13 protein-coding genes are annotated in these 11,639 nt (G+C 70.6%); 8 read left to right on the top strand and 5 right to left on the bottom strand.

The features are described from left to right. Positions 1-2 precede the first annotated feature (2 nt). Positions 3-854: a helix-turn-helix transcriptional regulator gene (locus tag B9S57_RS25415; protein ID WP_103759547.1), complete on the bottom strand. Its 852-nt coding sequence runs from the start codon at positions 852-854 to the stop codon at positions 3-5. Between the two features lie 279 nt (positions 855-1,133). On the opposite strand from B9S57_RS25415, the gene B9S57_RS25410 reads away from it, so the two are divergent. Further along, positions 1,134-1,622 (top strand): ATP-binding protein, encoded by a 489-nt coding sequence (locus tag B9S57_RS25410; protein ID WP_146057809.1) that lies wholly within the window; start codon positions 1,134-1,136, stop codon positions 1,620-1,622. Positions 1,623-1,909: 287 nt separating this feature from the next. On the opposite strand, the gene B9S57_RS25405 is transcribed toward B9S57_RS25410, so the two are convergent. Then, positions 1,910-2,746, bottom strand: a complete 837-nt coding sequence (locus tag B9S57_RS25405) for an alpha/beta fold hydrolase (protein WP_103759583.1) — start codon at positions 2,744-2,746, stop codon at positions 1,910-1,912. Positions 2,747-2,927: 181 nt separating this feature from the next. Between B9S57_RS25405 and B9S57_RS25400 the strand changes: the two genes are divergently transcribed. Further along, complete coding sequence (locus B9S57_RS25400; protein WP_103759545.1) at positions 2,928-3,599, top strand: hypothetical protein; 672 nt, start codon at positions 2,928-2,930, stop codon at positions 3,597-3,599. 22 nt (positions 3,600-3,621) lie between these two features. Here B9S57_RS25400 and B9S57_RS25395 read toward each other — a convergent pair whose 3' ends face one another. Genes B9S57_RS25395 through B9S57_RS25385 form a run of 3 tightly spaced genes read right to left on the bottom strand, consistent with a single transcriptional unit; the run spans position 3,622 to position 6,702 of the window. Continuing rightward, entirely contained in the window at positions 3,622-4,065 is a 444-nt protein-coding gene (locus tag B9S57_RS25395) for a DUF3592 domain-containing protein (RefSeq protein WP_103759544.1), read from the bottom strand. 40 nt (positions 4,066-4,105) lie between these two features. After that, positions 4,106-4,690, bottom strand: a complete 585-nt coding sequence (locus B9S57_RS25390) for a hypothetical protein (protein ID WP_103759543.1) — start codon at positions 4,688-4,690, stop codon at positions 4,106-4,108. A 20-nt stretch (positions 4,691-4,710) separates the two neighbouring features. Next, the gene (locus B9S57_RS25385) at positions 4,711-6,702 is read right to left on the bottom strand and encodes a hypothetical protein (RefSeq protein WP_103759542.1); all 1,992 of its coding nucleotides are present in this window, start codon (positions 6,700-6,702) and stop codon (positions 4,711-4,713) included. A 365-nt stretch (positions 6,703-7,067) separates the two neighbouring features. Between B9S57_RS25385 and B9S57_RS25380 the strand changes: the two genes are divergently transcribed. The 6 genes from B9S57_RS25380 to B9S57_RS25355 all read left to right on the top strand — a co-directional run bounded on the left by B9S57_RS25380 (position 7,068) and on the right by B9S57_RS25355 (position 11,585). Next, positions 7,068-7,721, top strand: a complete 654-nt coding sequence (locus B9S57_RS25380; RefSeq protein ID WP_103759541.1) for a hypothetical protein — start codon at positions 7,068-7,070, stop codon at positions 7,719-7,721. A 64-nt stretch (positions 7,722-7,785) separates the two neighbouring features. Then, a complete protein-coding gene (locus B9S57_RS25375) occupies positions 7,786-9,381 on the top strand; it encodes a Hint domain-containing protein (protein ID WP_181011462.1) in 1,596 nt (531 codons plus the stop codon). Continuing rightward, entirely contained in the window at positions 9,378-10,253 is an 876-nt protein-coding gene (locus tag B9S57_RS25370; RefSeq protein WP_258036566.1) for a hypothetical protein, read from the top strand. The genes B9S57_RS25375 and B9S57_RS25370 overlap by 4 nt, the downstream gene beginning before the upstream one ends. Positions 10,254-10,443: 190 nt before the next feature. Then, positions 10,444-10,755, top strand: a complete 312-nt coding sequence (locus B9S57_RS25365) for a hypothetical protein (protein WP_103759539.1) — start codon at positions 10,444-10,446, stop codon at positions 10,753-10,755. Between the two features lie 89 nt (positions 10,756-10,844). Beyond that, positions 10,845-11,219 carry a hypothetical protein gene (locus tag B9S57_RS25360; protein ID WP_258036563.1) on the top strand — a complete coding sequence of 125 codons (375 nt, stop codon included), beginning with the start codon at positions 10,845-10,847 and terminating at the stop codon, positions 11,217-11,219. Positions 11,220-11,435: 216 nt separating this feature from the next. Next, positions 11,436-11,585, top strand: coding sequence for a hypothetical protein (locus B9S57_RS25355; protein WP_219818589.1), 150 nt, complete (start codon positions 11,436-11,438; stop codon positions 11,583-11,585). Positions 11,586-11,639 lie beyond the last annotated feature (54 nt).

The raw sequence follows: 11,639 nt of genomic DNA, 5'->3' as shown, positions 1-11,639 counted from the left end.
CCTCAGAGTTCGTGTGCGATCGTGCGGATGAAGTCCCGTGACTCACGAGGCGGCAGGGCGATCCGTTCCATCCAGTCCAGGTGAGCCCGGTACTTCGCCAACTGGGTCTCCGAATGGACGAAGACCGGGCCGTGCGAGTTGTCGATCTGCACGGTGTCCAACGGGTCCGCAGGGCCTTCCGCGTACAGCACCGTCTGCCCGGCTCCAGGAAACGCTCCCGCGACGAAGGGGGTGACCAGCAGCCTCACATGGGACAGCTCGGACTTCTCCAGCAGGCGTTCCAGCTGAGCGCGCGCCACGGAACGCCCGCCGAACTGCATCCGCAGAGCTGCCTCATGAACGATGGCGGTGTAGGGAGGCGGCGCATCGCCATCGAGCACGGCCTGGCGCTCCACCCGGTGAGCCAGCCGCAGAGTGATCTCGCGCTCGGGCAGGTGCGGAATGACCACTCGGAACAGAGCAAGAGCGTGTTCGGTCGTCTGGAACAGGCCGGGCATGTGCATCGCGTACGCCGCTCGCATGCGTAGGGCGTGGGCTTCCAACTCCGCGATGTCGAGCATCCCCTGAGGAAGCGAACCCCGATACTTCTCCCACCAGCCTCGGCTGCGTTGCTGGGCCATCTCGACGAGCGCGTCAACGTACGTGGCGTCGGTGCACCCGCAGGAGCGGGCCAGGGTGCGCAGGCGATCCCCGCTGATGGGCCGGGCGCCCGACTCGATGTTGGAGATCTTGCCGCGATCGACGCCGAGGAGTCCGGCCGCAGACTCGGCCGAGACACCGGCTGACGTGCGCATTCTCCGCAGCTCAGCCCCAAGTCGCCTCTGGCGTTCGGTAGGGGACGTCCTCGCTGCCATGCAGTTCCTCTCCGCGTGCGGTCACCGGCAGTCTGCCGCCTGCGCGCGTGGCGCAGCCACGAAAGGGTTCACTTCCGTCCATGCGAGGGCAATTTTGCCCCGCATGTGGCTACATTGAGTCACGCACCGCACACACGCTGCGCGCCCGCCGAAGTGCATCGCACGGCCTTGCCCGCGCCCTCCTGCCCTGGGAGGGGCAAGCCCGTGCCAGGGAGACAGGCCACAGCTCGGCCGCAGCAGCGGTGACAGCAACCCGGCACCTGCACAAGGGAGTCAGCCATGCACCCGTACTCGCCTCCGCCCCCACGCACCGCTCTGTGCCCCGCGAGGTCACAGCCTCCCGCGCTCGGGCCCGGATCCCAACCGCACCGGGGACTCGTCCTCAGCCTCACCCTGCCCGGTGACCCGCGCAGCGCCTCGGTGGGGCGGCGTGCGGTCACCGCGGCCCTGCCCACGTGCGGGTTCCGCTCCCACGCCTGGCCGGTCGCCCACGTCGTCGGCGAACTGATCGCCGTCAACGCCGCGCTCACACCGGGCCGCGACCTCTATCTCTCACTGCGCCACCGCGACGGCGCTCTCCGCCTGGTCCTCTGGGACCAGCACGCCCGCCACGCCGACCCGGACGCCCTCGCCCTCTGCGGCGCGCGCCGCCGCCGGGCGCTCTGGCTGCTGGCCGCCGTCGTCGACGACTGGGGCGGTGAGTGGGGTCTCGCCGGCGCACAGCCGCCGGACCTGGGCGTCAAGTCCTGGGTGGTGCTCCCTCGGTAGGCGAAGAGGAAGCTGGTTCGGACGGAAGGGCGTAGAGGGTCGAAGGCGAAGTGCCGAACTCCCTATGCGGTGTCTTCGCGTGATCACCGGAGCCGCTCGACGTCCCCCAGTTTCACACCGAAAGGGTGCCCACCACCAGGCGGGATCGCCCGAGGTGACGAAGCGCTCCTCAGGGCTGCCCCGTAAGTTGTGGTCGTCAGGGGCGGCGGTCAGTTGGAGGGGGGTCGCGCTCCGCTCCGAGTGCCAGGAGGGGTACCGAGCGCCGCCGAACCGCTCGAACGACAAGCTCATCCCATGATGAACTCGATGATCTGCGGGGCGATCTTCCTCGGAGCCATGACGACGGCGCCATGGTTGAGCCCGGGCAGAGTGCGGTGGTCGGCCTGCGGCAGGATCTCGGTGACGGCGAGGGCGGAGCGCTGGAACGCGGCCGGGCTCTTGCCGCCGGTCAACACACGGGTGCGTACGGCCACCCCTTTCCACTCCTCGGCATCGAGCGGCTTGCCTTGCTGGGTATCGCCCATGACCGCGATGTCATAGGTCAGAGTGCTGGCCAGCTTGGTGAGGTTTGCCCACATCTTCGGCATGAGCTTCATGAAGAACACGGCGATGCCGGGCATGCCCTGCACTCTGGTCATGAAGTACTTGACCGCGTCACTGTGCCGGCCTTCCGCAAGCAGCACGGCGATCTGCTGCGCGAGATCCTTGGGCGGCCCGTCGTCGCCTTCGGCGACCACGAACGGCGGCTCATACAGAGCCAGGCGGTCGACGTTCACTCCGGCAGCGGCCGCGCGCAGGGCGAGGACCGCTCCGGAGGACGAGCCAAACAGCGACGCCGAACCGCCGACGTGTTCGACCAACGCGGCGATGTCTTCAATCTCGCGATCGGGGGCGTAAGCATTGGCGTCACCGCTGGCACCCCGTCCGCGCCGGTCGTAGTTGATCACAGTGAAGTGCTGGGCGAGGAGAGCGGCGAGTTTGGTCGTGTCCGAGCGGTCTGCCAGTGCCGAGGCAACCAGGACGACGGCCGGCCCGCGGCCCGACTGCTCGAATGCGATCTCGGTGCCGTCGGCGGAGGTGACACTGGCCTCGACTCCGGCCGACTGCTCTCGCGCTGTTGCCATGTTCATTTCTCCGGTTCACGTAGGGGCCGTACCGCGGTGGTGGGCGTTACTGCCAATAGGACCCCCGCAGCGCGGAAAACTCATCGGTGCGCCGGGCGCTCGACGCCGAAGCCCTCACATCTCGGAGAGGGCGAACCCCCTCACGCGGAACCGAGGGCATGGAGCGGCAGCGGCAACTGGGATGATCCAGCGCTGGTACGCCACTCTGGCGCGGCTCGGGGACATCGACGGCGGGACGTTCCACGGATGGCACGAGGCGGGGGACGGCGTCCCGGCCGACCCTCAGCTGATCCCCTCCGTCTCCGCGCTGGCGGACTACATCGTCCGGGAGAACACCGGACCGGACCTCGACGTGGTCGGCTACGGGGCGTCCCTGTGGGCGCACAACCACGAAGCGGCGAAGGTGACTTCGGCGGTCCGGGCAGGCGGATCGTCGCCGTACGTCACCAACTCCGTCTCGGTCTCCCTCCGCTCGCGCACGGTCGGCGAGGACGCGGACGTCATCCGCCGCACCCCCGAGATCCTGGCCGCCATCGGCGAGGCGTGGGACATCGACGCGGGGCAGGTGTACGACAGGCCGCTGTACCGGGCGGTGACCGACCACTTCGGCCTGGAGAACTCCGACCCCCGCTGCGGCAGGGCCGTCTTCCTCTCCGGGCGGAGGGCGTCCCTCGCCCCCGACGGGCTGCCGGGCGCGTACACGCCGGTTGCGAACGGCGGGCTGATCATCGACCTGACCAGGGGCGGTACGCGGACACCGTCCGCGGGGACCGTCATCGACGTCAACACGGAGCTCCGGACGGCGGGTGCGCTGGAGCCGCTCACCACGCCCTTCGACCGGGCCAAACTCTGACGTACGACCACGCGGACCCCGCTCAGCCCACCGTCGCCGCGAACCCCGCCAGCAGTCCCAGCGCGAACAGTCCCAGCACCCCCGCGAACACCGCGGGCATCAGTATCGGCCCCCACGCCCCCGGCCCGGCCACGGTCGCCCGCCGGTCCGGGGCCGCCGGGTCGTAGGAGACGCGCACCGGCGCCCCGACCTCGAAGCCGAACGGGCCGGGGGCGTGGTCGGTGAACTCCACGTCGCGGCCGTCCGGGGTGCGGAAGGCGAAGACGTACTCCGTGCGGTAGCGGTTCTCCGCGTCCCGGCCGCGGTCCACCACCCGCCGGTCCGAGCAGCGGCCCTCGGCCCGCTCACCGGACCGCACCAGCCGCAGCACGCGGTTCAGCCTGAGGGCCGACCGGACCGCGAAGGCGCCCAGGAACAGGCCGAACAACAGCAGGAAGGTGGCCGTGCCACCCGGCAGTACGTCCATGAACGAAGCTCCGGTGCGGGTCGGACGGAATCGGGGCGGGTCACCTGACGGTGATCGACTCGACGAAGGAGTCGAGGTCCGCCGGACTCAGCGCGCCCTTCACCGCGTTGATCCGGATGGCGAACGGTACGTCCCCGGAGTCGACCCCGGCCACCACCACACCCGTCATCCGCGTGCCCTCGGCGGGAGTCGCGTCCTCGCCGCTCGATGTGAACTCGTAGTCGATCCTGCGGGCTTCGCGGGCGCTCTCCTCGCCCGCGAGACGCACGTCCCGGGTGTCCTGGCGGGTCGCGCCCAGGCCGATCCCGGCGCCCGCAGCCGCTGCCGCCTCCCCGGCGTCACCGACCCCCGTGGCGAAGTCCAGCTGGACCGAGACCATGCCGGTGCGCAGCCCCTTCTCCTCCTTCAGGGCGACGGCGGCGTTGGCCTTGCCGCGCTCGGCCGCCGGCTGCGGCGCGTACCCCTGGTCCTTGGGGTAGCCGACGGAGACGCTCTTCGTGTCGAGCGTGCCCCAGCCGTCCGGGACGGCGGCGGTGTCGGCGCCGGCGCAGCCGCCGAGGAGGGGCAGGCCGAGGGCGGCGGCAAGTGCCGCGCCCAGCAGCGGCTTGGATCTCGTCAAGGTCATCGCCCCTTCGTCGCGCGTGTTCACTGCGCGCAGTAGCTGTATGGGAGGTACGTGCGCGTACCGCCCTGCGGAACTCCCAGGAACTGCGCGTCCGTCAGTGTCTCCTGCTTGTGCTCGTCGGAGATCGAGAACCCCAGACTCATACCCAGGGAGACCTCGAAGCCGAACTCCTGGGCGTCCGTCTCGCCGTGGTACCGCATCGAGCTGGAGAGACCGTCCAGGAACATCAGCTGCTCGAAGGGGTCGGTCCCCGTGGGCTTCTGCTCCAGCGTGTGGTCACCGAACATGTACTCGAACGGGGCGGTGTTGTCGCCGGAGCCGTCGAGCCACTGCTCGGCGACGGCACGCTTGGCCTCGGTGGCGTCGTCGGTCTCCTTGCCGAAGACGATCGAGTTGGTCCGCACCTCGATGCCCGTGTCCCCGGAGGAGTCGGTGACGCCGCCCTTCCCGCCCCGCTTGTCCTTGTCCTTCTGGCCGTTGTCGCCTCCCGCCTCGGCCTTGTCGGAGGTGGAGGTCCCTTCCAGGGTCTGCGTCATGTCGATCCGGACGATCTTGCCGGTCTTCTGGTCGCGGGTGACGGTGACGGCTCCTGTGCGGGTGTCCTTGGCTCCGGCCGTACCGCCCAGCGGGCCCGCGTTGCCGCTCACCTTGCCCTCGAGCTCCAGCTTGGCGGTGTAGGTGTACGACTCGTTGCCGTTGACGTCGTCCTTGCTGATCGTCACCTCGGGCGAGAACTTGGCCTTGCCGCCGAGCTTCGCGCTCAGCGCGGTCTCGTCGGCCGGCTTGAGGGAGAGCCCGCCGTCGGCGTAGACGTTGAGGCCGATGGTCGAGTAGGAGATCTTCTTGTCGCCGATCTTCTTCTCGATGTCCTCCTTCTTCTCGGCCCACTTCATGCCGGAGTACCAGTTGCCGCCGTAGCCGCCGCTGTGCGTCATCGAGGTCTCCCACATCTTCATTTCCTCGATGTCGTCCCGCATCTTCTGGGCGTCCTCCTCGCTCCTGAAGACCCAGGTGTCACCGTTGGTAATCTTGATGCCGCCGCCGATGTCGACGTCCGCCTTGCCCAGGCTCCCGAGCTTCACGCCCGGGGTGCTGGCGTTGACGCCCGCGGACGCGGCGTCGGTGAACGTCATGTAGACGAGCTTGTCGTTCTCGTCGACCGTGCCGTCCTCGTTGACGTCGGTGTTGGCCTGCGCGACCTTCTGCTGGAAGCCGTACTCCTCACCCCACTCGAACCAGCCGATCTTGACCTTGCCGCCCGCCGTGTCGGAGACGTTGGAGATCTGGCAGAGCCTGGGTTCGTAGTCGGCGTCGGTCTTCGGCTGCGCGGTGCCCTCGCCGCCGGTCGTGCAGCCGCCGCCGCCCCCCGTGAGCGAGCTGATGGCACAGCGGATGCCCTCCCCGATCCGGCCACCGATGCCGGCCATGGCGAGCGCCCCGATCAGCGCCACGACCAGGACGACGACCCCGAGGTACTCCGTGGCCGTGGCGCCCTGATCGCGCCAGTCGTACGAGCGCCGGTACGCCGCCGGGGACCCGGATTCCGGGCCCCGGTCCTCGAGCAACCGGTCCAGGGCCAGGCCCACGGCGGCGCCCGTGGCCATCACGACCACCGGCATGAGGACGCCCTCCGTCCCCACGACGTCCCAGGTGACGGCGTAGCCCTGGGCGAGTCCGGCGACGGGCACGGCGAGCGTGGCCGACAGACGCAGGAGGAGCGACTCCCGCTGCCGGTCGGGAAGGGCACGGGCGGCGGCCAGGACCGTCAGGACGGTCACCAGGACGCCGGGGAGGTGGAGCAACCCGAGCCGCCAGCCGAAGAGTTCGAGACGGTCGTCGGTGGCGAGCGTCTCGACGAGCGCCCGGGCCACCAGATAGCCGGAGGCGATGTAGACGAGCGCCCCCGCCGCCCAGCTGCGACACAGTGGGAAGAACCACCCGCTCCGACCGCCGGAGACACCCTGCGGCGCCTGGCCCGGGGCTCCGCCTCCCCAGTCGCTGCCACCGCTCACGGTCCGCCCTCTCGTCGACTCCGGCCCCGCTCTCCCGGAGGCGAATGTACGGTCGCGGCGCGTGTCCCACCTGGGCCCTCGGCCCTAAATCAAGACCCAACTCCCGTCCGGGGAAGGGCGGCAGCGGGCACAAGCGTCCGGCCCCGGGCCGCGGTCCTCCTCTGTGCGCGCCTCGCGGGCGTGACGTCGGCACCCGAGGGCGGACCGATGACCTGCCTCGTTGGGTCCACGGGCCCAAGACCGCTGCGCCGAAGGGTCGTTACCGTCCCTCGCATGACTGGTTGGTGGTCCACCATGAACAGGCGGGTCCGCGGGGCGAACCCGCTGGCCGGCACGTCCGAGCTCCCTCACCACACTCCGATCCGATGATCTCCGTGAACGACCTCGCCGGTGAGGGCGTACGCGTGCCCTCACGGCCCGGGGCGGCCGAGCCCGATCCGCTGCGCGAGCCGGACGCGCTCCAGGAGGCCCGGTTGTTGGACTGCCGGGTCAGCAGGGTCACGTCCACGGCCGCGCTGCTCTTCGGGCTGCGCACCGCTCTCCGTTTCGACGAGGGCAATGCCGCGCTCCTGGTGGTGCGCGGCCTGCGCACCTTCGGGTGGGACGCGGGCACGGCGTCGCAGCCGGACGGAGGTGGCGCGGGCGCGGAGCCCCGGAGGGAACTGACGGTCGTGTCCGGCGCCCCCGGACGGCTCGACGACCTCGTCCGCGCGGAGTTCTCGTTCCTTCCCGCGGCGCGGCTGGAGATCATCGCGGAGCAGGTGGACTTCTACGTCCTGGACGCCGAGGCCCCTGGCGACGAGCCGCCCCGCCCCGGAGCGGGGGAGAGGGCGGACGGGCACGGACCTCTGCCCTCGTGGGATTCCCCCTGCACCGTCCTGCAGGCGTCCGGCGCACGGCCGGCGGACGCGACACGGGGACGGTCGTTCCGGGACGGCCGGTGGCCGGCCGCGACAGGGGTGCACACGGTGCCAGGTTGGGTCCGTGGGCCCAAGACCGCTGCCGTGCCGCGCGGTTAGCTTCGCCTGTATGACTGGTCCGGGGGATGTACGTCGTCGGTTACGCCGTTGGTCGAGGGAGAGGGTGCCGCGGACAGGCGTGCGCATGGCCGGGCTGCGGCGGGGGCAGCGCGGTCAGGGGGCGATCGAGTACGTCGGCCTGGTCATGGTGGTCGCGGCGATCATCGGCGCCCTGGTGGCGACGGGGATCGGTGCCGAGCTGTCGGAGAAGCTCGGGCAGCAGGTGTGCCGGATCAGCGGCGGCGGGGACTGCGGTGGCGGCGGGAGCCCGGGGGCGCAGGGTTCACCGGGTGACGGCGAGCCGGTGGCGGACGACGGATCGCCGACGTCGCAGTCGCAGATCGACTACGACGCCGCGCTGAAGGAGCTGCAGGACGCACAGGCGGCGGAGAAGTCCAGCTCCGACAAGGCGCTCGAAGCGGCCAAGGAACTCGCCAGGATCCTCGCGGAGGAGCTGGGGATCACCGACGCCCTGGACTGCATCACCGAGGGCGACATGGGCGCCTGCACGGAGACCCTGATCAACGTGCTGCTGAGCCTGGTGGGCGGCGCGGTCGGGAAGCTCGCGGCGAAGTACGGGGCGCCGTGGAAGTGGAAGAAGGCCGCGAAGCTGATCCAGGCGCTGAAGAAGCACGGCGGCGACCTGTACGACGGGCTGAAGGGCCTGGTCAAGAACCGCAAGAAGGTCAAGGAAGCCGAGAAGAAGCTCGCCGACGCGCAGAAGAAGCTCGACGCCGAGAAGGCCGGGAAGAAGGACCCCCCGAAGAAGGACGACACGCCCACGACGTGCGCTGTCAGCCACAGCTTCCCGCCCGGCACCCCGGTGCTCGTCGCCGGCGGCCGACGTGTCGCCATCGAGTCGCTGCGGCCCGGGGACGAGGTGCTCGCCACCGACCCGGCGCGCGGTGTCACCGAGGTGCGACGCGTGACGGACACGTTCACCACGCACGACGACAAGCACTTCACCGAGCTGGTGACCCCGGCCGGCCGCGTCACCGCCACCGACACGCACCCCTTCTGGCTCACGAGCAGGCAGGACTGGGTGGACGCCGGCGACATCAGGACCGGCGAACGTCTGCGGCTGCCCGGCGGCGCCTCGCTCGTGGTGACAGGGGTCTCCCGCCGCACGGAGCGGCAAACGACGCACGACCTCTCGGTCGACGGCATCCACGCCTACTACGTCGGGGTCGGCGCAGCCGACGCCCTGGTGCACAACAACGACTGTGAGTTCGAGACCGACCCGAGTGTCACGGGGCCGGCCGCGGGCAAGAAGCTCAAGCCGCCGAACGCGCGGCACACCATCGCCGGCGCGAAGCACGGCAAGGTGGGGCCGAAGAACACCGTCGTCCTCAAGGGCAACGAGGCCGCCGTCCAGAAGGACATCCAGGGAATCGCGGAAGGCAAGGCCAAGCTCGTCGACAACGGCAACGCCTACGAGATCAACGGGCGCAAGTACGGGGTGGAGGAGAGCGGCCGCACCTTCCCCATCTCGGGCAAGGGCCTCGTGGAACTCGACCGGAACGAGTACGCCGCGCTCAAGGAGATCGCCAAGGCGGGAGGCAGGACCGATTCCCCCGCTTTGACAAGGGACCCCCGGTTTAACCAGCATCCTGAGGTGGTCGAGAAGGCCAAGAAGGTCTACGACGGGACCTATTCGTGACGGAGTTCTACACCTTCCTGACGGTGCACCGTCCCCCGCCGCACACCATGGCGTCGGCACTGGCCGGTGCGCTGGGTGTGGAGACGCGGGACGTGGACGTCGCCTGCACCGGGGACACGGACGACAGGAACTGGGACGCCCCGGTGCTCTGCACGTACGACTCCGTGACCGGGGACCTGGCCCTCGCCTGGGACGTTTCCGTGGCGGACGCGGTGGCGGCGCCGGCGGAGCCGGAAGCGGCCCTGCGGCTTGCCGGCGGCCTCGGTACGACGGTCCTGTATCCCGCCGAGGAGGAGCCGCCGTCCGCGTACTGGGCGGTGGGCCCGGACGGGACGGTCGCACGGGCGCGGGTGCTGGAGGACGACGGGGACGACGGCCCCCCGGCCCTCTCGGTCGACGCGGTCGAGGCTCCGATGAAACAGCTCCCGGCGGCCCGGGTCGAGGTGCTGGCCGAGATCCTGCGCGAGCAGCACGTAAGGACCCCGGTCACCGATGCCTTCGCCGCGGCGACCGACCCGCACCGCGCAGCGCCGGCCGCGAGTCCGGCGAACCGGGCGCGCGAGGCGCTGTTGCTCTGGGAGCGGCTGGTGCGCCGGATCGAGGCGGGATGGCTCCCGGGCGGACGCTACAGCGCCGAGCTGTACGTCGATGACCTGCGCACCCGCGACCGGCTGGCGGAGTTGACCGAGGCGGCCGGTGCGGTGCGTGAGCCGCTCGTCCGGGCCGTGGCGGAGCTCGACGAGGTGTTCCGGCGCGGCACCGAGGACGACACCGGCGCGCTGACCGGGCGCCTCACCGGATCGGGTGCGGCGGTCGCCGACCGGGGCTGGTGGTGGCGCCGCCGCCCGGCGGAACCTCCCTGGGACCGCTGACGCCGGTTCAATGCCGAGGGGGCCGGCCGCCCGTGGACGCGGACCTGGACGGCTGAGGCCCCGAGTTGGGCCCCTGGGCCCAAGACGGGGGCCCGCCGTGCCCCTAGCGTCTGCGCAGCAGGTGATCGTCGCCCGTCCCGGCGCTCCCCCCACGGCGCCGGGCCGGGCCGCAACCTGAAGGTGAGGGCGCGTGCCCACGGCCGAGCAACTGCCCCTGACCGACGAGGAGTCCCTTCTCCTCCGGCAAGGGCTGATGGAATGGTGCGGCCCCGCCCGCTGCACGGAGGAGTTCGCCGTGGCCATGGGCTTCGACAGCGCCCAGGACCTGAGCCTCCGCGGCGTGTCGATCCGCGGCGCCCTGGCGGAGCGGGAGGCGCTCGACCCCATGGACCGGGCGCGGGCCTTGTCGCGGCTCTCCGTCAGCAGCGTGGTGGGCAGCCGAGTCAGTTGCCGTTCGGAGGCTGAGATTTGCCCTGCTCTATCCACATTGCACCGCTGTTAAATTACTACGTTCGTTCGATTTTCTTGGTATCGTTCGCGGGCATCCATTTCAACCAGGGGGATCTCTTGAAGACTCGTAAGCTCGTCACCGTGTTCGGCGCCGCCGCCGCGTTCACGTTCCTCGGGGCCAATGCCGCTGTCGCTGCCGACTACAAGATGACCACCTTGGGGCACATCGTCTTCGCCGGCGGAACGATGGAGTTCACCAAGTACGGTGACATCGTCAAGGTGTGCGACACCGATGCCGACGGCCAGGCCGCCAAGGGGTGGGTCAAGGACACCAGTGGCGTGGTGCGGTACACGCTGCAGGCCGGCGGCAATGGGACGTGCGTGACCAAGCGTGCCAGTCAGGGCGGCGCATACGACCTTCCCGAGGGCCGGAAGTACACGTTCCAGGTGTGCCTGCATACTGCCGATTACGGCGACGGGTACTGCAACCGGAAGGACTGGACGAACAACGGCTGACCTCGTCGGTCGAACCGGACGGCTCTCTGCGCCCTCGGGTGCGGGGAGCCGTTTTGTGTCAGTAGCCGGCCGCTCTCGGACCTCGGCACAGAAGGTGCTTCGGTCAGCCCGCCTCCGGGCCCTCGGGCCCGCGCGCCCAGGGACCGCTGAGTGGTTGGGAGCGGGGCGGGCACCTGTGGCCACACCCGGCCGCATGCCGGCTCCCGTCCGCGCCTGATGATGCCCGCGTTCCCCCTGCTCCTGCCCCCGGCCGTCGCGCTGGCGGGGCTGCGCACGACGGCGCGCACGGGCGCGGTGCTCGCCGCGCTCGCCGTCGGCTCCGCCGCGTACGGGGCCTGGACGCTGCTGGGGTCCGGCCCGCCGTGAGTTGGGCCCACGGGCCCACGCGCCGGGAGCGGCCCGGTTGTTAGCGTGCTGGTC

It is taken from the genome of Streptomyces sp. SM10, from assembly GCF_002910915.1.
In the GTDB taxonomy this organism is placed as follows: Bacteria; Actinomycetota; Actinomycetes; order Streptomycetales; family Streptomycetaceae; genus Streptomyces.
This window is presented reverse-complemented; position numbering and strand designations above follow the sequence as displayed.

What these genes read in the sequence shown, in the direction of transcription:
- B9S57_RS25395 (WP_103759544.1), bottom strand. Translation starts at nt 4,065, where the DNA reads ATGGACGTACTGCCGGGTGGCACGGCCACCTTCCTGCTGTTGTTCGGC.
- B9S57_RS25380 (WP_103759541.1), top strand. Translation starts at nt 7,068, where the DNA reads ATGATCTCCGTGAACGACCTCGCCGGTGAGGGCGTACGCGTGCCCTCA.
- B9S57_RS25410 (WP_146057809.1), top strand. Translation starts at nt 1,134, where the DNA reads ATGCACCCGTACTCGCCTCCGCCCCCACGCACCGCTCTGTGCCCCGCG.
- B9S57_RS25405 (WP_103759583.1), bottom strand. Translation starts at nt 2,746, where the DNA reads ATGGCAACAGCGCGAGAGCAGTCGGCCGGAGTCGAGGCCAGTGTCACC.
- B9S57_RS25355 (WP_219818589.1), top strand. Translation starts at nt 11,436, where the DNA reads ATGATGCCCGCGTTCCCCCTGCTCCTGCCCCCGGCCGTCGCGCTGGCG.
- B9S57_RS25390 (WP_103759543.1), bottom strand. Translation starts at nt 4,690, where the DNA reads ATGACCTTGACGAGATCCAAGCCGCTGCTGGGCGCGGCACTTGCCGCC.
- B9S57_RS25415 (WP_103759547.1), bottom strand. Translation starts at nt 854, where the DNA reads ATGGCAGCGAGGACGTCCCCTACCGAACGCCAGAGGCGACTTGGGGCT.
- B9S57_RS25400 (WP_103759545.1), top strand. Translation starts at nt 2,928, where the DNA reads ATGATCCAGCGCTGGTACGCCACTCTGGCGCGGCTCGGGGACATCGAC.